Below are 19,380 nucleotides of genomic sequence, written 5' to 3'. Positions count from 1 at the left end.
AGAGCCCCGTCTGCATTCCTGCACATCCACAGTCGCGTCGTCCCCGTGCTCAGTGCGGGCTCCGCTCGCGTGGCGACTGTTAGCCTGTACGTCGTGAACAGCGGCATCCTCCTCGTCGACAAGCCGCAGGGAATCACGAGCCACGACGTCGTCTCGCGCATGCGCCGCCTCGCAGGCACCCGCAAGATCGGCCACGCCGGCACCCTCGACCCGATGGCCACCGGACTCCTCCTCCTGGGCGTGAACGGTGCCACGCGACTCCTGCACTACCTCGTCGGCCTCGACAAGGAGTACGTCGCCACCATCCGTCTCGGCTGGAGCACGACGACCGACGATGCCGAGGGCGAACCGCTCGAGGCGGCCCCGGTCGAACTCGTCGCCGCCGTCGCGGAGACCGCGGTCCACGCTGCGATCGAGCCCCTCACAGGCGAGATCGAGCAGGTGCCGAGCGCGGTCAGCGCGGTGAAGGTCGCGGGCAGACGCGCCTATCAGCGGGTACGCGACGGCGAAGCCGTCGAACTGGCTCCGCGTCGGGTGACCGTGGCGGTGTTCGAGACGCTCGCGTTCCGCCCCGGCGATGGACACCTCGACATCGACGTGCGCGTCGAGTGCTCGTCGGGCACGTACATCCGCGCCCTCGCCCGAGACCTCGGCGCCGCTCTCGGTACCGGCGGCCATCTCGCGGCACTCCGTCGTACCCGCATCGGCCGGTTCGGTGTCGATGAGGCGGGCGAACTCGAGGGCTTCGACGTCGAGGGCGCCATCATGAGCCCTGCGGATGCCGCGCGGCGGGCGCTGCCCGTCGTGACCCTCACGGCCGAGCAGGCCGTCGACCTCGGCCACGGCAAGCGCGTCGACCTCGCGGCCGTCGGCGGGCTCGAGGCGTCCGACGCCGACGCGCCGCCCTCGGTGCTCGCGGCCGTCGATCCGAACGACCACCTCGTCGCCATCGTCGAGCCGCGCGGTACGCAGCTCAAGGTCGTCACGGGCTTTCCGCCCGCCGCATCGACGGAGGCCGGCGCATGATCGAGTGGTTCACGTGGGTGCAACTCGCCGTTGCGGTCGTCGCGGGCCTGATGTGCATCGCACTCGGGCTCGTGGGCCGGGTGCCCAGCGACCTCACGATCGGCGCGCTCGCACTCGTCGAGGTGCTGCTCGTCGCGCAACTCGTCGTGGCGATCGCTGCGCCGGCGTCCGGCAACGAGCCGAGCGGCAGCGTGCTCGAGTTCTACACCTACCTCATCAGCGCGCTGCTTCTGCCGCCGGCAGCGGCATTCTGGGCGCTCGTCGAACGCAATCGCTGGTCGACGGTGATCCTGGGGGTCGCTGCGCTCGCGGTGGGCGTGATGGTCTACCGCATGCTGCAGATCTGGACGGTGCAGCAGGCGTGAGCGCGGGTCTGAGAGAATCGAGCGACATGAGTGACGTGCGCAGCGCCCGGCCCGATGCGCGGCAGGGCCGACGGATGAGCGGCATCGGGCGAGTGCTCGTCGCCGTCTACGGCGTGCTCGCGCTTGCGGCGATCGGCCGCTCCTTCGTGCAGATCGCCTCGAAGTTCGACGAGGCGCCCCTCGCCTACACACTCTCGGCGCTCGCGGCCGTCGTCTACATCGTCGCGACGATCGCGCTGGTTCGCCCCGGCATCGCCTGGTACCGGGTGGCGTGGGCGACGATCGCGTTCGAGTTCACCGGCGTCATCGTGATCGGCACGCTCAGCATCGTCTTGCCCGAGCTCTTCCCCCACGACACGGTGTGGTCGCGGTTCGGCGCCGGCTACCTGTTCATTCCGCTCGTGCTGCCGGTGCTCGGCATGTGGTGGCTGGCGCGCCACCGCCCGACCCCGGGAGCTGATGCCTCGTGAAGACCTTCAAGGGACTCGGGGCCGTACCCCCGGGCATCGGCCCCTCGATCGTGACGATCGGCAAGTTCGACGGCGTGCATCAGGGCCATCGCGCCGTCATCGCGAGCGCGCGTGCCATCGCCGACGAGCGTGACCTCGCGACGATCGTCGTGACCTTCGATCGCAACCCGCTCGCGCTGCTCGCCCCCGACAAGTGTCCCGACCCGCTCGTGAGTGTGCGTCAGAAACTCGAGTTGCTCGCGACGACCGGTGTCGATGCCACGCTGCTGCTGCCGTTCGACCGAGCGCTCGCCTCGGTGCCGGCGACGGAGTTCGTCGAGCGCGTGCTCGTCGACGCCCTCGACGCCGAGGCCGTGCTCGTCGGCGCGGACTTCCGCTACGGCGCACGCGGTGCCGGAGACGTGCCGCTCCTCATCGAGCTGGGTGCGAAGTTCGGGTTCACCGTCGACGTCATCGACGACGTGCGTCCCGAGGGTGAACGTCGCGTCTCGTCGACCTGGGTCCGCGAACTGCTCGCAGCGGGCGACATCAGAAGCGCGACCGAACTGCTCGGCCATACCCCGACGGTGACGGGCATCGTGGTGCACGGTGCTGCCAGGGGCCGTGAACTCGGCTTTCCGACGGCGAACCTCTCGCCCGAGTCCGAGGGACTCATCCCCGCCGATGGCGTGTATGCGGGCTGGCTGACCGACGCCGGCACCCGCTACCCTGCCGCGATCTCGGTCGGCGACAATCCGACGTTCGAGGGTGTCGCGAAGAAGCAGGTCGAGGCGTACGTGCTCGACCGTGAGATCGACCTCTACGACCACGTCGTCGACGTCGAGTTCGTCGAACGCATCCGCGGCATGGTGGCGTTCACGAGCATTCCGGCGTTGGTCGACACCATCCGCGACGACGTCGAGCGCACGCGAGTCATCCTCGCCGGCTGAGCGCGGCCTCAGGGCACGCACCATTGCCGCGGTCGGCGCGCGGTCGTAGTATCCGGGTGTCATGGACGCCGTGTTGCAGCTCGCCGAGGTCGTCTCCGCCCCGAAGGCACCGAATCTCTGGGGTGCACTCGGCTGCGCTCTCGCCTACAGCGGTGCGCTCTTCGCAACGATCGACTCGTTCGCCGACATCCTGCTCGTCGGCGGCGACGGACCTGACGGACGGATGAGTCCCGCGCTGAAGCTGAAGTCGGGGTCGAAACTCTCCGCTGCGGGGATCACCGTGATCGCAGCGGGACTGGTGCTCGGGCTCGACGCGAACTGGTTCGCGCTCGGGGCCCTGTCGATCGCGTTCGTCGTGCTCGTCGGCATCAGCGCGCTCGTGCTGGTGCGTCATCGCCGCGGGGCGGCGGCCTGGGCGGACCGGGCATCGGCCGCGGCGGAACCCGCGCCCGCTCCGGCGCCCGACCAACCTCCGTTGCTCGGCGGCTGAGTTCGTCGCCTGCATCTGCTCATGTGAGCACGATCGCCTGCGAGTGTTGCTGACGCGCACGCACGTGCCTACGCTGGAGTGGAACGAGGAGGCGCATGGACGAGATCGACGAACTGCTTTCGATCAGGGCCGCTGAGCTGTACTACGAAGAGAACAAGACCCAAGACGAGATCGGGCAGGCGCTGCGCCTCACCCGGTGGAAGGTGGGGCGCCTCCTCGCGCAGGCGAAGCAGCGCGGGTTCATCCGCATCGAGATCCTGCACCCCCGCGCCAGGCGCCTGCCGATCGAGCGGCGCCTTCGTGACGAGCGCGGCCTCGACGACGCGATCGTCGTCTCGACCGCCGGGGTGGCCACACCCGAAGAACTGCAGGCGCGCACCGCACAGGCCGCGGCCGACTACCTCACCGCTCTGCGCCCCGTGCCGCGCACGCTCGGTGTCAGCTGGGGGCGCACGCTCTTCGACCTCTCCCAGCACCTGCGCAGCGGCTGGGCGACGAACGTCAACGTCGTGCAGATCAACGGCGGCGTGAGCCTCAACCGCCGGCCGGGCACGGCCGCTGCGACAGCGGTCGGCATCGCCCAGAAGGGCGGCGGCAGCGCCACACTCCTGCCGAGCCCCGCGATCCTCGAACGTCTCGAGACGAAAGAGGCGATCGAGTCCGATCGAGTCGTGGCCGGCGTCATCGAACTCGCGCGGTCGGCCGATGCCTACCTCTTCAGTGCCGGCGCGGCAGACCACTCCTCGGTGCACGTCGAGAGCGGCTACCTCTCGGCGCACGACGTCGACCTGCTCGTGCAGAAGGGGGCCGTCGGCGATGTCGTCGGCCGCTACATCGACTCCGACGGCAACATCGTCGATCCGGCGCTCGACGCGCGCACCGTCGGCCTCACTCTCGAAGAGTTGCGCACGGCCCGCCTCGCGATCGCCGTCGTCTCGGGGCCGGGCAAGCACGCCGTCGCCGACGCCGTCGTGCGCAGCCGGCTCTGCTCGGTGCTCGTCACCGACGAAGCCACCGCGCTCCACCTCCTCGGCGGCTGACGCCGTTCTCCGCACCACCTCACGAAAGCCAGGTCACCTCTCATGTCAGGCACCTCCCTCGTCTCAGCCCGCGAGCGGGCCGTCGCCGTGCTCGGCGGTGAACCCGACGATGCCACGCTGCGGCGCTACCTGCACGGCATCGCGGGAGTCGATGCCGTCGGCCTCGAACAGCGCGCTGCGGGGCTCGGCACACGCTCGATCAAGACGAGCTCCAAGCAGTGGGCCCTCGACCGCATCATCTCCCTCATCGACCTCACGACGCTCGAGGGCGCCGACACCCCAGGCAAGGTGCGCTCACTCGTCGCGAAGGCGGTCAATCCCGATCCGTCGGATGTCTCGACCCCCCGGGTCGCAGCCGTCTGCGTGTACGGCGACATGGTGCCCTCCGCGGTCGAGGCCCTGGGCGGCGCTCACGGCGACCCCGATGGCGGCCTGATCGCCGTCGCGGCGGTGGCGACGGCGTTTCCGAGCGGGCGCGCATCGCTCGAGATCAAACTCGCCGACACGGCCGAAGCCGTCGCGGCGGGCGCCGATGAGATCGACATGGTCATCGACCGCGGTGCATTCCTGGCCGGGCGCTACGGTCTCGTCTTCGACCAGATCGCCGCGGTGAAGGAGGCATGTCGTCGACCCGACGGTTCGAGCGCGAGCCTCAAGGTCATCCTCGAGACCGGTGAGCTCGTCACGTACGACAACGTGCGTCGCGCCTCGTGGCTCTCGATCCTCGCGGGCGGCGACTTCATCAAGACCTCGACGGGCAAGGTGGCGCCCGCGGCGACGCTGCCCGTCACCCTGCTCATGCTCGAGGTCGTGCGCGACTGGCACCTCGCGACCGGGCAGCGCATCGGCGTGAAGCCCGCCGGCGGCATCCGATCGTCGAAAGACGCCATCAAGTACCTCGTGACGGTCGCCGAGACCGTCGGCGAAGACTGGCTGCAACCGCACCTGTTCCGCTTCGGTGCCTCGAGTCTTCTGAACGACGTGCTGCTGCAGCGGCAGAAGATCGCGACCGGGCACTACTCCGGCGCCGACTACGTGACGATCGACTGAGACGGACTGAGACGAACACATGAGCTTCCTCGACTACGCACCCGCCCCCGAGTCGCGGGCGATCCTCTCGCTTCGCGACGGCTACGGCCTCTTCATCGACGGCGAGTTCGTCGACGGTCGCGGCGAACCCTTCCAGACGATCAGCCCGGCGACCGAAGAGCGCATCGCGATGATCGCGAATGCGAACACCGCCGACGTCGACGCTGCGGTGGCCGCCGCCCGGCGGGCATACGACCGCACCTGGTCGAAGATGAGCGGGCGCGACCGCGGCAAGTACCTGTTCCGCATTGCTCGCCTCGTGCAGGAGCGGGCGCGTGAGCTCGCCGTGGCCGAGTCGCTCGACAACGGCAAGCCGATCAAGGAGTCGCGCGACGTCGACGTGCCGCTCGTCGCGGCCTGGTTCTTCTACTACGCCGGCTGGGCCGACAAGCTCGACCACGCCGGCCTCGGAGCGGGGCCGCGCTCGCTCGGCGTGGCCGCGCAGGTCATCCCGTGGAACTTCCCGCTGCTCATGCTCGCGTGGAAGATCGCCCCGGCCCTCGCCGCCGGCAACACCGTCGTGCTGAAGCCCGCAGAGACGACGCCGCTCTCCGCGCTGATCTTCGCAGAGATCCTGCAGCAGGCCGAGTTGCCGCCCGGTGTGGTGAACATCATCACGGGCGCCGGCGACACCGGTGCCGCGCTCGTCTCGCACGAGGGCGTCGACAAGGTCGCGTTCACCGGGTCGACCGCGGTCGGCCGGGCCATCGCGAAGCAGGTCGCAGGCACCGACAAGAAGGTGACGCTCGAACTCGGCGGCAAGGCCGCGAACATCGTCTTCGACGACGCGCCCATCGACCAGGCGATCGAGGGCATCGTCAACGGCATCTTCTTCAACCAGGGCCACGTGTGCTGCGCCGGATCCCGGCTTCTCGTGCAGGAGAACATCCACGACGAGGTCGTCGAACGACTGAAGCAGCGCCTGACGACACTGCGTCTGGGCGACCCGCTCGACAAGAACACCGACATCGGCGCGATCAACTCGAAGGAACAGCTCGATCGCATCCGCGCGCTCTCCGACATCGGCGTGGCCGAGGGTGCCGACCGGTGGAGCGTCCCGTGCGAGATCCCCGAGAACGGCTTCTGGTACGCGCCGACGATCTTCACTGGCGTGCAGACCTCGAGCCGCATCGCGCGTGAGGAGATCTTCGGCCCGGTGCTCTCGGTGCTGACCTTCCGTACGCCCGCCGAGGCGATCGCGAAGGCGAACAACACTCCCTACGGGCTCTCCGCGGGCATCTGGACCGACAAGGGCAGCCGTATCCTCGCGGTCGCCGACCAGTTGCGTGCCGGCGTGATCTGGGCGAATACCTTCAATCGCTTCGACCCCGCCTCGCCGTTCGGCGGCTACAAGGAGTCGGGCTACGGTCGCGAGGGCGGCCGGCACGGCCTCGCCGCCTACCTCTCGCCCGCCCCGATCGGGCGGGCCGCGAGCGGGCCTGCCGCGCTGGCAGGTCCGGCATCGAAGTCCGCCATCGAAGCGGACGCCTCGGCGCCCGAGAAGCGCTCGCGCGCCGAGAAGCCCGCCCGAGAACGCAAGAACGCTGCGAAGGGATCGAAGCGATGAGCCGTCTCGCCGTGCCGAAGACGTACAAGCTCTACATCGGGGGAGCGTTCCCCCGGAGCGAGTCGGGCCGCACCTACGAAGTGCTCGCCGCCGACGGCTCCTTCCTCGCCAACGCGGCGAGGGCCTCGCGCAAAGACGCCCGCGACGCGATCGTGGCGGCTCGCGCGTCCGTGTCGGGTTGGGCGGGCGCCACCGCGTACAACCGCGGGCAGGTGCTCTACCGCATCGCGGAGCTTCTCGAGGGGCGTCGCGGGCAGTTCGTCGCCGAGATCGAGGAGGCCGAGGGGGTCACGCGCGCCGTGGCATCCGCGCAGGTCGACGAGGCGATCGATCGCTGGGTCTGGTACGCGGGCTGGGCCGACAAGTACGCACAGGTCGCCGGCAACGCCAACCCCGTCGCGGGGCCGTACTTCAACATCTCTGTTCCCGAGCCGACCGGCGTCGTGGCGGTCGTCGTGCCGCAACACTCCTCCCTCCTCGGCTTCGTCTCGGCGGTCGCGCCCGTGCTCGTCGCCGGCAACACGGTCGTCGCCGTCGCGAGCGAGCGGTTCCCCCTCTCGTCGATCAGCCTCGCCGAGGTGCTCGCGACGAGCGATGTGCCGAAGGGGGTCGTCAACGTGTTGACGGGTTCGCCCGCCGAGATCGCGCCGTGGCTCGCGAGCCACTCCGACGTCAACGCGCTCGACCTCGTCGGGGCAGGCGACCTCGACTGGGTCTCGCTCGAGGTCCAGGCGGCCGACACGTTGAAGCGCGTGCTGCGACCGGAGTCGGGGGCGGATGCCGCGGCGCCGGCACTCGGTCGCATCGCCGCGTTCACCGAGACCAAGACGGTCTGGCACACGAAGAGTCTGCGATAGGAGCGAGATGTCCGGACGCAACGGCGCGTCAGACGAGCGGGAGCGACTCGTCATCGACCCATTCGACTACCGCATCACCAAGCAGGGCAGCGTGATCGTCTCGCGCGGCGGGCGCGCGGTCATGACCGTCGGCGGGCAGGGCGCAGCGCGACTCGTTGCCGCGTTGCAGCGAGCCGACGAATCACAGGCTCAACACCTGCTCGCGCGAGCGAGCGGCAACTATCGTCGCGGCAACGAGCGCGACTGACCGGCGAGCTGCCGACCGGCGAGCTGCCGACCGACGAGCTGCCGACCGGCGAGCTGCCGACCGGCGCACTGCCGCCCGACCGGCGCATCGAGGTCCACGCGCACGGCGCGAGGCGAGACGGCATGGCGTAGCCTCTGGAACAGGCCGTGCACACGCGTGGCCGGTGATTCGACGGCGACCGGTTCGTCGCGGATTCCGCGAGTGAATTCGTCGAGTGCAGCGCCGCCTCGGCAGACAGGACGTCCGCGATGGCCGACACGAAGCCTCAACTCCTGCGACTCGGAGTGCTCGCGCACTCGCGAAAGCCCGACGAGAAGCGGCTCCCGCTGCATCCGTCGCATCTGGAACGCATCGATGCCGATCTCCGGGCGCACATGATGCTCGAACGCGGATACGGTGAGGACTTCGGCGTCTCCGATGTCCAGCTCGAATCCCTCGTCGGCGCGGTCGGCACCCGCGAGGAGCTCATCGCGCGGTGCGACGTCATCCTGCTCCCGAAGCCGCAGGCCGCCGACCTCGCCGAGCTGCGCGACGGCCAAGTGCTCTGGGGCTGGCCGCACTGCGTGCAAGACCGTGAGATGACCCAGCTCGCCATCGACCGACGACTCACCCTCATAGCCTGGGAGGCGATGAACCACTGGACCGCCGGCGGCGGCTTCGCCCTGCACGTGTTCCACAAGAACAACGAGCTCGCGGGCTACTGCTCGGTGCTGCACGCACTGCAACTGTGCGGGACGACGGGCGACTACGGACGACGTCTGAGCGCGGTCGTCATCGGGTTCGGAGCGACCGCACGCGGTGCCGTCACCGCCCTGAACGCGCACGGCGTCCACGATGTGCAGGTGCTCACCAATCGCGACACCGCCGCCGTGAGCTCACCGATCCCCTCGGTGGACATCATCCGATTCGAGCACGACACCGAGACGCCGTTCGCGAGCACGGTCAACACCGAAGACGGACCGGTTCCGCTGGCCCCGTTCCTCGCCGAGCATGACATCGTCGTGAACTGCACCCTGCAGGATCCGAATGCGCCGCTCACGTACCTGCGCACCGAGGACCTCGCCATCTTCCGGCCGGGCAGTCTCATCGTCGACGTGTCCGTCGACGCCGGCATGGGTTTCGCCTGGGCACGCCCCACCTCCTTCGAGGACCCGATGTTCACGGTGGGAGCGTCGACGAACTACTACGCCGTCGATCACAGCCCGTCGTACCTCTGGAACTCGGCCACGTGGGAGATCAGCGTGGCGCTGATCCCCTTCCTTCGCACGGTCATGGAGGGGCCTGATTCGTGGGCTGCGTCCGAGACGATCGATCGCGCCACGGAGATCGCCGGCGGGCGCATTCGCAACCCCGCCATCACTGAGTTCCAGCGTCGCTCGGCGGAGTATCCGCACCTCTCGATCGCGTAGGCCCGTCAGCGACCCTCGAAAGTGACCTGCATCGATCGCCCAACGGCGCGCGAACAGCGGAAGGGCCGTGACCCGTGCGTCACCGAGCTGCCAGACGGCATCCGAGACGCCCGCGCCGCAGCCCCCGAGACCACGATGCCCGGCACGTGATGAAAGTGCGCTGAAAGCGGCCCGGCCCACGATGGCTCTCGACCAATGAGCGATCGGAGCGGGTATGCGCACGAGGTATCGGCGAGCGAACGGCGACCGGGGCCGAGAGGCGGCAGGTGCGCCGCTCTCACGGGCCCGCATGGTGGTGGTCTGCCTCGCATTGCTGCTCGAAGGCATGAGCGCGTCGGGCATCAACGTGCAGATCGCCGTGATGCGCGACGACATCGGCATCGGGCCGGCCGAACTGGCACTCGTGGCGAGCGCGTTCCTGATCGCGTACGCCGGACTCCTGCCGATCGCCGGTTCCCTCGCCGACACGCTCGACCGTCGCCGCGTGTTCCTGATCGGCATTGCGCTGTTCGGAGTCGGATGCATCGTGTGCGCGTTCGCGCCCGATGCAGGGCTGCTCATCACCGGCCGCTTCGTGCAGGGCGCGGGCGCGGCCCTCAGCGCGCCAGCAGCGCTCGCCCTCATCACCGAGGGCCTGCCTGCCGGAGCGGCCAGAAACCGGGCTGTCGCGCTCTACGGCGCAATGGGCGCCGTCGGATTCTCGCTCGGGCTCGTCGTTCCCGGCGTCGTGGTGACCCTGCTCGGTTGGCGGGCGAGCTTTCTCGTCTCGATCCCCGTGGTGCTCGCGGTGCTCGGCGCGACGTGGACGATTCGTGCTCGCCGAACCCGATCGCGGGAGCGGCCGGATGTCGTGGGGGCGGTGCTGCTGACGGCCGCGCTCATGCTCGGAGTACATCTCATCGGAGCGATCGGCGGTCTCCCGGCGATCGTCGCCGGCGTCGAACTCGCCGCGTTCGCCCTCGTCGTGGTCGCCCTCTTCGCCCGACGCGGCGTGCGGGGCTTTCCGAGCGGCGTCGCGAGCTCGCCGGGCGTGCGCGCGGCATGCCTTGCGCTCGCCGGGATCTTCGCCGGAGTCGTCGCGTCGATGTACGTGCTGAGCCTCGGCCTCGTCGAGTCCGGTGCGACCGCACTCATCGTTGCGCTCGTCATCCTGCCGCAGCCGCTGGCGTTCAGCCTCCTCGCCGGCACCGGGGCCCGGCTCGTGACCCGTATCGGTGCATGGCGCACGGTCGCCATCGGTGCAGCGGTGCTCATTGCGAGCCTCGTCTGGCTCGGGGCCGTCGGTCTCGCAGTGCCGCCGTGGGTCGGGGTGCTTCCCGCGATGGTCGGCGTCGGATGCGCACTCGCACTGGCCTTCCCGGCCGTGTCGGTCGCCGCGGTCGATACCGCGCCGGAAGAGGCCAGAGCGACCACGGCCGGGCTGCTGACGACGGCGCAGAACATCGGGGGCGCGGTCGGCATCGCCTTGGTCACGACGGCGGGACTCGTGCCGGTGGCTGGGGAGCCGATCGGCATCCAGCCCGCGATGTTCGCCTCTGCCATGTTCGTCGTCGTCGCAGTGGCGGGAGCGGCAGGTATCGGGGCAGTCGCGCTTCGGCGCGTGGCGGCGGCAGGGGCGCCGCGGTGAGTCTCGTGATCGCGACGGATCTCGACGGCACGATCGCCTTCGACAACCGGCCGCCCGATCCGCTCATCAGCACGGTGCTCTCACGACTCGTGCTCGGCTACGGGGCGCGCCTCGTGGTGGCAACGGCTCGTTCGCCGCGGGTGCTCGGCGACTGGTTCGATTCGCTCGCGTCGGAACTCGGTGGAGTGTGCTGCAACGGCGCGTTGGTCAGCTCCAGCGGTCGAGAGGTGCACCGGGCCGCCCTCGCACCCGACCTGGTCGACCAGCTGACGGTGGCGCTCGGTGCGGACGCCGCATACTGTCTCGACTACGGCGACCACTTCGTCGAGAGTCGGCCGGGTGCGCTGCCGTGGATGGGCACGGCAGCCCGCGTGGTCGCGCCCATCGACGGGTTGCGACTCGGCGGAGTCGTGAAACTCTGCATCGAAGACGGCGCACCTCGGGCGCGAGAACTGGTGGAGCTGACCGCAGGACGCGCCGAGGTGTTCCCGCACATGAGCGGAGACGCCGACGTCGTCGCCGCGGGGACGAACAAGGCGAACGGTCTCGCGCGTCTTGTGGGCCCGGGGGATACCGTGCTCGCACTCGGAAACGACCTGAACGACCTCGAGCTCCTGCGTTCGGCCGATCGGGCGATCGTCGTCGGCCGGGGCCTGCCCGGAATCGAGCGCCTCGAGCATGTGACCCGCGTTCCCGCTGAGACACGGCGGATCGCCGCCATGTTGACATCGGAGGCGCGGGACCTTTCGCGGTGGTCGCCGCGAGCGCGCCTGGCGTAGGCGGGCCGTTCCCACCGGACCGTGTGTTCCGGTCACGGTGAAATGGGGCCGAGCGCCCCGGCGCGAAGTCGTTGGCCGATCGCTCGCGCCTCGTCGAGCAGGCGGGTCGCCTCTTCGGGCGCGTTCACCTCGCGGAGCGTTGCGAGCGCCCGTAACGCCGGGGCCAGCTGGGCCAATGAGCCTCCGCGCCGGCTCGACTCGATGGCACGCTCGAACATCTGCTCCGCCTCCTCGAGTGCGTCGATCGCGACGAGCGCCCGGCCGAGCACCTCCGCCGACCATGCCTCCATCTCCACGTCGTCGAGGGTGAGCGCGAGTTCGTAGGCGGTGCGGGCGAGGCCTGCGGATTCTGCTGCCGACCCGAGCCCCAGCTTCGCCTCGGCCATGGCGCGCAGACCGAGACTGCGAATGCGTTCCGAGCCGATCCGGTCGGCGGCCTCGAGTGCGCGACGACTCGCGGCCTCTGCCGCTTCGTGGTTGCCGAGGGCGTTGTGGGCGAGGGCCAGGTTGCCGTGACCGAGACCCAGCCTGGCGACATCGCCGGTGTCGGCATTGATCTGCACGGCTTCATCGAGAAGCTCGACAGCACGGGCAGGGTCACCGAGGAGTCTCTCCATCTCGGCGATGTTGTTCAGGGCGATGGCGGCGCCCGTCGAATCGCCGAGCGTTCGGCTGAGATCGAGCGCGCGGGTGAGGCGACGGGTCGCCGAGACATAGTCGATGCCATGTGCATCATGCGCACCGAGGAGTCGCAAGGCCGTGGCTTGCCCGAGCGGGTCGTCGCGACGGGTGGTGCGCTCGAGGAGGTCGGCGAAGAGCACCCGAGCCTCGGTGAGCCATCCCTGCGTCGCAAGGTACGGGCGAAGACGCAGCACGATCGCGATCGCCCGCGCATCGGCTTCTGGTCCGGTCGACCCGACGACGTCGGCGATCGCGGCATGCTCGTCGTCGAGCCAGGACTTCGCTGCCGCGGCGTCGGGGAAGGGGCCGACCCGAATGGCGGGGGAGATCGCCTCCAGGGCGGCATCGTCGGGTTCACCGGCGTCGCTCGCCCGCAGTATCGGCCCCCACCGCGGCACGAGCGCCGCCGCCGCGTCCGCGCAGCCGGCGGCGTAGTAGCCGAGGAGGCGGGTCCGAGCTTCGGCCTCGGTGCTGGAGTCGGGCCCGCCACCGGCGAGTTCTCGCGCATAGGCGCGCAGCAGGTCGTGCTGGCCGTACCTCCCGTGTTCGTCGAGGCCGACCAGGTGCACGCGCCGGAGCGATCGCAGGTCGGTGCGTGCTTGGCCGGGGTCGCCGCCGACCAGAGCGACCACCGCTGTTTCGGGCGCCCCCTGCGCGGGGAGGAGTCCGAGCAGCCGGAACATGCGTCGGGTTCGCGGATCGAGTGCCTCGTATGACCACGAGAGCACGGTGCGCACGTCAGATCGGACATCGTCGCCGATGTCGAGCCGATCGAGGTGGTTGCGGTGGGCCTCGAGTTCTGCGACCAACCGCGCCACACCCTGACCGCAAGTGGCTGAGAGCCGGGCGGCGATCTGCAGCGCGAGTGGGAGCCGTGCGCACTGCGTCGCCAACTGCTCGGCGTCGAACCGGCTGACCTCGTCGGGCACGAGCGCCCGGATGAGCTCGACGGCTGCGGTGAGGTCGAGCGGATCGAGTTCCTCAGTGTGCGCCTGCGCATGCATGCCGAGCCCGACGAGCGATTCACGACTCGTGATCACGACGACGGGGCCGTCTCCGCCCGGTAGCAGCGGTCTCACCTGGTCGACCGACCTCGCGTTGTCGAGCACGATCACCATGCGCCGTTCGTGCACGAGGCTGCGGTAGAGCGCCGAAAGCTCCTCGATGTCGCCGGGCAGGCTCCAACGGTACCCGAGTGCTCGAACGAAGCCCGCGAGCACGTCGCCGGCGCCTCGCGGACCTGTTCCGCTGAAGCCCCTGAGGTCGACGAAGAGGCTGCCGTCGGTGAAGTGGCGCCGTGCCCGCCATGCCCACCCGAGTGCGAGCGCCGTCTTGCCCGCGCCGGCCGTACCGGAGACGACCGCGATCCGGGTGTCGCCTGGACCGGTCAGCCCGTCGAGCCGTTCGAGCGCAGCGTCACGCCCGACGAGGGCGGTGGCGGCGGGAAGCTGGCGCGGCGCCGGGGTCGGGTCGAGCGGGTCACCCGAGACGAGGCGACGGTGGAGTTCGTCGATCTCGGCGCCGGGATCGATGCCGAGTTCGTCGGCGAGGGCGGAGCGTAGCGAGAAGTACGCATCGATGGCGTCGGCCTGGCGTCCGCTGCGCGCGAGCGCCGTCATGTGGAGCACGACGAGTTCTTCGTCGAGCGGGTCCGCGGCGACCGCCGCGGCGATCTCGGCGATGAGGCCGGCAGGGTCGACGTGTTCGATCTCGGTGCGGAGCACGCGGTGCCGTACGGTCCGTTGCGTGACGCGGGCATGATTCCGTGCCGAATCGAACGGTTCGCCGTCGAATCCGTCGAACGCCGGGCCACGCACGAGCGCGAGGGCGGCGCGGCCTCGGTCGGATGCAGCGAGGCGCTCGAACTCGGCCGTGTCGAGTTCGTCGTCGGATGCGATGAGCCGGTACCCGTCGGGTTCGCGCACGAGGCGGTCGGCCTCGTCGAGCGTCGAGCGCAACCGATGCACGAGGAGCTGGAGCCGAGCGACGGTTCCCTCGCCGTTCCAGAGCAGTTCGCTCAGGCGGTCGTCGGTCACGCGCACGCCGTCGGCGACGAGGAGTGCGGCCAGCAACCTGCGCACGCGAGCTCCGCGAGGCGTGACGTCGCGACCGTCGAGGCGCATCACGAGCGGGCCGAGCACCTCGAAGCGCATGGTCATGAGGCACGCAATCGATACCGCATCACCCGGAGTCTATCGAGTCCGCCCCCGTTCGAGGGTCATTCTGAAGCAGTCGTGGCAGCGTGCGCCGCTCAGCCCCGGTTGTTGGAGAGCTCGAAGATGCGCACCAGCTCGGCCACGGCGGCCTCGCGCTGCTCACCGCCGGCGTCGTACATCTCGGTCACGTGGGTGCGCAGGTGATTCTCGACGAGGAGCTTGTTGAGCGAGCCGAGCGACTTCTGCACGGCGAGCGAGAGCGTGATGATGTCGACGCAGTACTCGTCGTTCTCGATCATCTTCTCGATGCCGCGCAATTGGCCCTCGATGATCTTCGTGCGGTGCAATGCGCGCTTCTTGATGTCCTCGATCACGTACACAGGATACCCCGCTTGCGACAGATACCCCTCGGGGGTACTGTTGGGTCGGAGTCGGCGAGATACGCCGAAGGAGGGCGACGGAGTTGCTGCAGCACGAGACCCGCACGATCGACCTCGGTATCGAGGGCATGACCTGTGCGAGCTGCGTCTCGAGGGTCGAGAAACGCCTCGGCAGGATCGAGGGCGTCGAGGCAGAGGTGAACCTCGCCACCGAGAAGGCGCGCGTGTCGTTCCCGTCGACCACGTCGATCGACGATCTCCTCGAAGCGGTGCGGGCGGCCGGGTACACGGCGCGGATGCCCACGGTGGAGGAGGCCTCGACGCCGACCACCGGTGACTCGCAGGCCGGCGCAGCGAGCGCCGCGGCATCCGACCCGCTCATGACCCGTTTCGTGATCTCGGCCGTGCTGACGGCGCCGGTCGTCGTGCTCTCGATGGCGCCGGCCCTGCAGTTCACCTACTGGCAGTGGTTGTCGCTCGTGCTCGCTGCGCCCGTCGTCGTCTGGGGCGGTTGGCCGTTCCATCGCGCCGCCGCGGCGAACCTCGGCCGCGGCTCGCTCACGATGGACACGCTCGTCTCGCTCGGTACGCTCACCGCCTTCGCCTGGTCGCTGTGGTCGCTCTTCTTCGGCACCGCGGGCATGCCGGGTATGACGCACGAATGGTCCTTCGGGGTGCGCGGCGCGCCGGGCGGCGACATCTACCTCGAGGTCGCCGCGGGCGTCATCACGGTGCTGCTGCTCGGTCGGGTGCTCGAGGCGCGATCGAAGCGGCGCGCCGGCCAGTCGCTTCGCACGCTCCTCGAGCTCGCGCCGCGCGAGGTCACAGTGCTCCGGGGCGAGGGCAGTGAGCCGCGTGAAGAACGTGTGCCGATCGCGGCGCTCCGACCCGGCGACCGGTTCGTCGTACGCCCCGGTGAGCGCATCGCCGCCGACGGCATCGTCGCGCTGGGCGAGGCCGGGGTCGACGAGAGCATGCTGACCGGCGAGCCCGCACCGGTCGACGTGCAGCCGGGCAGCACCGTCACAGCGGCGACCATTGTGCACGGCGGCCGCCTCGTCGTCGCGGCGGAGCGCGTCGGTGCCGACACCCGACTCGCTCAGATCGCCCGACTCGTCGAAGACGCGCAGCTCGGCAAGTCGCGGGCGCAGCGTCTCGCCGATCGCATCTCGGCGGTGTTCGTGCCGATCGTCATCGCGCTCGCCGTGGCCACTGCGATCGTGTGGGTCGCCACGGGAAGCCCCGCCGAGCAGGCCATCACCGCGGCGGTCGCCGTGCTCGTCATCGCCTGCCCGTGCGCGCTCGGGCTCGCGACGCCGATGGCCGTTCTCGTCGGCACCGGACGCGGCGCGGAGCGCGGCATCCTCATCACCGGTCCCGACGCACTCGACCGGGCCGGCGCCGTCGACACGATCCTCCTCGACAAGACCGGCACGTTGACCACGGGTCGAATGAGCCTCACCGGAGTGACGACGGTCGCCGATTCGGTCGGCACTGAGAGCGCAGCCGCGCTCGCCCTCGCTGCGGCACTCGAACGCGGCTCCGAGCATCCGATCGCGCGTGCGATCGTCGACGGGGCGGATGCCGCTGCGCCCGGATGGCGCGGCGCGCAGGTGAGCGACTTCCGTGCACACGCCGGACTCGGCGTCACCGGCGTCGTCGATGATGTGGCCGCTGCGGCGGGGCGATCGGCCTTCCTCGTCGAACTCGGCTACCGGATGCCGGTGTCACTCGAGCAGCGGGCTGCAGCCTCCGACGACACGCAGGTCGCCGTGGGCGAAGACGGCGAGGTGGTGGCGCTCATCGAGGTCGGCGACCGCGTTCGAGACGGCGCCCGGGCGACGGTCGACCGACTCCGTGCCCTCGGACTTCGTCCCGCACTCGTGACGGGCGACGCGGAGCGTCCGGCAGCACGCGTCGCCGCGACACTCGGTATCGACGAGGTGCACGCGGGGGTGAGCCCCGAGGGAAAGCTCGAGATCGTTCGCCGCGAGCAGGCCGACGGCCGGCGGGTCGCAATGGTCGGCGACGGCGTGAACGACGCCGCCGCACTCGCGGCGGCCGACCTCGGCATCGCCATGGGGGGCGGCAGCGATGCCGCGGCATCGGCGAGCGACCTTGCGCTCACGCGCGACGAGCCGGGAGCGATCGCCGACGCCATCTCGCTCGCGAGGGCGACGCTCGGCACGATCAAGGGCAACCTGTTCTGGGCGTTCGCCTACAACGTCGCGGCGATCCCGCTCGCGGCAGCGGGTGTGCTGAACCCGATGATCGCCGGGGCCGCGATGGCGTTCTCGAGTGTGTTCGTCGTGCTGAACAGCCTTCGGCTCCGCAGGGCGTGACGCTTCCGAGCTTCCGCCCGCGCTAGCGTAGGGGCATGCGCCGTTCCGCACTCATCGCCACCGCTGCGACGGCCATCGGGCTCGTCGCCGCGCTCGCCACGGCGCTGCCTGCTGCATCCGTCGGCGGTGACGTCGCGAGCGGCGTCGACGACTTCACGATCGATTCCCTCGATGCCGTCTACGAACTCTCGCGCGACGAGGGCGGCCACTCGGTGCTCGACGCGACGGAGACGATCGTCGCCCGGTTCCCCGAGTTCGATCAGAATCGCGGCATCCGGCGAGCGATCCCGAGTTCCTATCGCGGGCATCCCACCGATGTCGAGCAGATCACGGTGACCGACGGCACCGGCGCGCCCCGAGCGTTCGAGGTCGACGAAGACGACGACGACGAGGACTTCGTCTTCGTCACGATCCGCGCCGACGACTTCGTGCACGGCGAGCAGACCTACGTCATCGGCTATCGGCAGCACAACGTCACGCTGCAGCCCGACGACGCCCCGGTCGACGAGTTCTACTGGGATGTCAACGGCACCGGGTGGGCGCAGCCCTTCGGGCGCGTCAGCGCTGAGCTGCACATGAGCGACGAAGTCGCGGCGGCGTTCACCGGTGACGTCGCCTGCTACCAGGGCGGAAGCGGATCGAGTCAGACCTGCGATTCACTCGACGTCGAGGGTGCCGAGCCGCCCGTCATCACCGCCGAAGCCCTCGACCTCGGGCCCTTCGAGACCCTCACCTTCTCCGCGGCGTTCACCGAGGGCACCTTCGTGCCGCGCGACGAGTCGTTCGGCGCCTCGCCCGCCGCGATCGGCGGCGCCATCGCCGCAGGGTTCGCCGCGCTCGCGGCCGCGGCGGCGCTGTTCCTGCGCATCACACGCTGGCGCAGCCATCCCGGGCGCGGCACGATCATCGCCGAGTACGAGCCACCGCCCGGTGTCTCGACGATGGTCTCGGCCGACCTCGTCGGCAAGTCCGCCAAGGGCGTGACGGCGACGATCCTCGAGCGGGCGGTCGCAGGCGAACTCCGCATCGTCGAGTCCGGCAAGAAGAAGTACGCCGTCGAGTACCTCGGCACTGGCAGCCAGGCCGACGCCGACGCCGAGGCGGTCGTGACGGCGCTGTTCGGCGATCGACTCGTGGGCGATCGGCGAGAGCTCGCGCAGGACACCGCGCTCGGCAAGCGCCTGCATGCGATTCTCGGTGCGGTCGGCAAGCGCGTGGTGTCGTCGGGGCTGCGGCGAAGTCCCGCCGTCGCCCTCCGAATACTGCTCGCCGTGGTCGCCGCCATCGCGGCGACGCTCTCGATCGTGCTCGGCGCCATTGCGCTCGACAACCAGATGGGCGGGTTCTGGCCCGCGATCTGGTTCGTCGTCGCGATCCTCTCGTCGGTGGCGACGCTCTTCATCATCGGGGGCGTGCGGCCGTTCACCGAGCAGGGCCGGGCGATCCGCGACCACCTCGAAGGCCTGCGCCTCTACATCCGCCTCGCCGAGGCGGACCGGCTTCGCGTGCTGCAGAGCCCGAGCGGTGCACTGCGGGTGCAGCGGCCTGCGGCATCCGAAGCGTCGTCGGCGACGGATGCCCCTGTGGTGCCGGTCTCGACGGTGGACCTCGACCCGGTGACCGTGCTCAAGCTCAACGAGCGGTTGCTGCCCTACGCCGTGCTCTTCGGCCTCGAACGCGAATGGGCCGAGGTGCTCTCGGCCCTGCACGAACAGCTCGGCACCGAGCCCGCGTGGTACGCCGGATCCAGCGGTTTCAACGCCGGGCTGCTCGCCTCCGGCATCTCCTCGTTCTCCTCGGCCTCGAGCTCGTCGTGGTCGGGTTCGAGCGCCAGCTCCTCGTCGAGCGGCTCGGGCGGCGGCGGTTCCGCGGGCGGCGGCGGAGGCGGCGGAGGCGGCGGCGGCGTCTGACCTCGCGAGCGCTTGC

Annotated in this window: 18 protein-coding genes; 16 read left to right on the top strand and 2 right to left on the bottom strand. The window is 70.1% G+C overall.

The features are described 5' to 3' along the window. Window positions 1-93: 93 nt before the first annotated feature. From truB to FHG54_RS12035, 14 genes are all read left to right on the top strand, one after another. Entirely contained in the window at window positions 94-1,026 is a 933-nt protein-coding gene (gene truB, locus FHG54_RS12095) for a tRNA pseudouridine(55) synthase TruB (RefSeq protein WP_420837415.1), read from the top strand. Further along, on the top strand, window positions 1,023-1,391 hold the full coding sequence (locus FHG54_RS12090) for a hypothetical protein (RefSeq protein WP_139417494.1): 369 nt from the start codon (window positions 1,023-1,025) through the stop codon (window positions 1,389-1,391). The genes truB and FHG54_RS12090 overlap by 4 nt, the downstream gene beginning before the upstream one ends. A 26-nt stretch (window positions 1,392-1,417) precedes the next feature. Next, window positions 1,418-1,861, top strand: coding sequence for a hypothetical protein (locus FHG54_RS12085; RefSeq protein WP_139417493.1), 444 nt, complete (start codon window positions 1,418-1,420; stop codon window positions 1,859-1,861). After that, window positions 1,858-2,790 carry a bifunctional riboflavin kinase/FAD synthetase gene (locus tag FHG54_RS12080; protein WP_139417492.1) on the top strand — a complete coding sequence of 311 codons (933 nt, stop codon included), beginning with the start codon at window positions 1,858-1,860 and terminating at the stop codon, window positions 2,788-2,790. Before FHG54_RS12085 ends, FHG54_RS12080 begins: the two co-directional genes overlap by 4 nt. A 61-nt stretch (window positions 2,791-2,851) precedes the next feature. Then, window positions 2,852-3,280, top strand: coding sequence for a hypothetical protein (locus FHG54_RS12075; protein ID WP_139417491.1), 429 nt, complete (start codon window positions 2,852-2,854; stop codon window positions 3,278-3,280). Between the two features lie 95 nt (window positions 3,281-3,375). Further along, window positions 3,376-4,320 (top strand): sugar-binding transcriptional regulator, encoded by a 945-nt coding sequence (locus FHG54_RS12070; protein WP_139417490.1) that lies wholly within the window; start codon window positions 3,376-3,378, stop codon window positions 4,318-4,320. 42 nt (window positions 4,321-4,362) lie between these two features. Continuing rightward, complete coding sequence (deoC, locus tag FHG54_RS12065; protein WP_139417489.1) at window positions 4,363-5,370, top strand: deoxyribose-phosphate aldolase; 1,008 nt, start codon at window positions 4,363-4,365, stop codon at window positions 5,368-5,370. A gap of 19 nt (window positions 5,371-5,389) precedes the next feature. After that, on the top strand, window positions 5,390-6,976 hold the full coding sequence (locus FHG54_RS12060; protein ID WP_139417488.1) for an aldehyde dehydrogenase family protein: 1,587 nt from the start codon (window positions 5,390-5,392) through the stop codon (window positions 6,974-6,976). Next, window positions 6,973-7,833 (top strand): aldehyde dehydrogenase family protein, encoded by an 861-nt coding sequence (locus FHG54_RS12055; RefSeq protein ID WP_139417487.1) that lies wholly within the window; start codon window positions 6,973-6,975, stop codon window positions 7,831-7,833. The genes FHG54_RS12060 and FHG54_RS12055 overlap by 4 nt, the downstream gene beginning before the upstream one ends. Window positions 7,834-7,840: 7 nt before the next feature. Next, window positions 7,841-8,080: a hypothetical protein gene (locus FHG54_RS12050; protein WP_139417486.1), complete on the top strand. Its 240-nt coding sequence runs from the start codon at window positions 7,841-7,843 to the stop codon at window positions 8,078-8,080. 248 nt (window positions 8,081-8,328) lie between these two features. Next, the gene (locus tag FHG54_RS12045) at window positions 8,329-9,489 is read left to right on the top strand and encodes a N(5)-(carboxyethyl)ornithine synthase (protein ID WP_139417485.1); all 1,161 of its coding nucleotides are present in this window, start codon (window positions 8,329-8,331) and stop codon (window positions 9,487-9,489) included. 21 nt (window positions 9,490-9,510) lie between these two features. Continuing rightward, a complete protein-coding gene (locus tag FHG54_RS16960; protein WP_267898498.1) occupies window positions 9,511-9,639 on the top strand; it encodes a hypothetical protein in 129 nt (42 codons plus the stop codon). A gap of 64 nt (window positions 9,640-9,703) precedes the next feature. Continuing rightward, window positions 9,704-11,116 (top strand): MFS transporter, encoded by a 1,413-nt coding sequence (locus FHG54_RS12040; protein WP_139417484.1) that lies wholly within the window; start codon window positions 9,704-9,706, stop codon window positions 11,114-11,116. Next, window positions 11,113-11,895 (top strand): HAD family hydrolase, encoded by a 783-nt coding sequence (locus FHG54_RS12035; protein WP_139417483.1) that lies wholly within the window; start codon window positions 11,113-11,115, stop codon window positions 11,893-11,895. The genes FHG54_RS12040 and FHG54_RS12035 overlap by 4 nt, the downstream gene beginning before the upstream one ends. Window positions 11,896-11,927: 32 nt before the next feature. Here FHG54_RS12035 and FHG54_RS12030 read toward each other — a convergent pair whose 3' ends face one another. Further along, window positions 11,928-14,735 carry an AfsR/SARP family transcriptional regulator gene (locus FHG54_RS12030; RefSeq protein ID WP_139417482.1) on the bottom strand — a complete coding sequence of 936 codons (2,808 nt, stop codon included), beginning with the start codon at window positions 14,733-14,735 and terminating at the stop codon, window positions 11,928-11,930. A 92-nt stretch (window positions 14,736-14,827) separates the two neighbouring features. Next, window positions 14,828-15,106, bottom strand: coding sequence for a metal-sensitive transcriptional regulator (locus FHG54_RS12025; RefSeq protein ID WP_139417481.1), 279 nt, complete (start codon window positions 15,104-15,106; stop codon window positions 14,828-14,830). Window positions 15,107-15,240: 134 nt separating this feature from the next. Here FHG54_RS12025 and FHG54_RS12020 point away from each other — a divergent pair, with 134 nt between their 5' ends. Together FHG54_RS12020 and FHG54_RS16380 are read left to right on the top strand one after the other, a co-directional pair. Then, window positions 15,241-17,454: a heavy metal translocating P-type ATPase gene (locus tag FHG54_RS12020; protein ID WP_139418435.1), complete on the top strand. Its 2,214-nt coding sequence runs from the start codon at window positions 15,241-15,243 to the stop codon at window positions 17,452-17,454. 35 nt (window positions 17,455-17,489) lie between these two features. After that, window positions 17,490-19,364, top strand: a complete 1,875-nt coding sequence (locus tag FHG54_RS16380) for a DUF2207 family protein (RefSeq protein WP_157002520.1) — start codon at window positions 17,490-17,492, stop codon at window positions 19,362-19,364. Window positions 19,365-19,380 lie beyond the last annotated feature (16 nt).

The organism is Agromyces laixinhei, from assembly GCF_006337065.1.
Classification (GTDB): domain Bacteria; phylum Actinomycetota; class Actinomycetes; order Actinomycetales; family Microbacteriaceae; genus Agromyces; species Agromyces laixinhei.
Note: the sequence above shows the minus strand (reverse complement) of the source record. Positions and strands in the feature narration are given on the sequence as shown.

Excerpts from the sequence above, each read along its gene's own strand:
- FHG54_RS12090 (WP_139417494.1), top strand. The coding sequence starts at position 1,023 with ATGATCGAGTGGTTCACGTGGGTGCAACTCGCCGTTGCGGTCGTCGCG.
- FHG54_RS12085 (WP_139417493.1), top strand. The coding sequence starts at position 1,418 with ATGAGTGACGTGCGCAGCGCCCGGCCCGATGCGCGGCAGGGCCGACGG.
- FHG54_RS12075 (WP_139417491.1), top strand. The coding sequence starts at position 2,852 with ATGGACGCCGTGTTGCAGCTCGCCGAGGTCGTCTCCGCCCCGAAGGCA.
- FHG54_RS12070 (WP_139417490.1), top strand. The coding sequence starts at position 3,376 with ATGGACGAGATCGACGAACTGCTTTCGATCAGGGCCGCTGAGCTGTAC.
- deoC (WP_139417489.1), top strand. The coding sequence starts at position 4,363 with ATGTCAGGCACCTCCCTCGTCTCAGCCCGCGAGCGGGCCGTCGCCGTG.
- FHG54_RS12060 (WP_139417488.1), top strand. The coding sequence starts at position 5,390 with ATGAGCTTCCTCGACTACGCACCCGCCCCCGAGTCGCGGGCGATCCTC.
- FHG54_RS12055 (WP_139417487.1), top strand. The coding sequence starts at position 6,973 with ATGAGCCGTCTCGCCGTGCCGAAGACGTACAAGCTCTACATCGGGGGA.
- FHG54_RS12050 (WP_139417486.1), top strand. The coding sequence starts at position 7,841 with ATGTCCGGACGCAACGGCGCGTCAGACGAGCGGGAGCGACTCGTCATC.
- FHG54_RS12045 (WP_139417485.1), top strand. The coding sequence starts at position 8,329 with ATGGCCGACACGAAGCCTCAACTCCTGCGACTCGGAGTGCTCGCGCAC.
- FHG54_RS12040 (WP_139417484.1), top strand. The coding sequence starts at position 9,704 with ATGCGCACGAGGTATCGGCGAGCGAACGGCGACCGGGGCCGAGAGGCG.
- FHG54_RS12030 (WP_139417482.1), bottom strand. The coding sequence starts at position 14,735 with ATGACCATGCGCTTCGAGGTGCTCGGCCCGCTCGTGATGCGCCTCGAC.
- FHG54_RS12020 (WP_139418435.1), top strand. The coding sequence starts at position 15,241 with ATGACCTGTGCGAGCTGCGTCTCGAGGGTCGAGAAACGCCTCGGCAGG.
- FHG54_RS16380 (WP_157002520.1), top strand. The coding sequence starts at position 17,490 with ATGCGCCGTTCCGCACTCATCGCCACCGCTGCGACGGCCATCGGGCTC.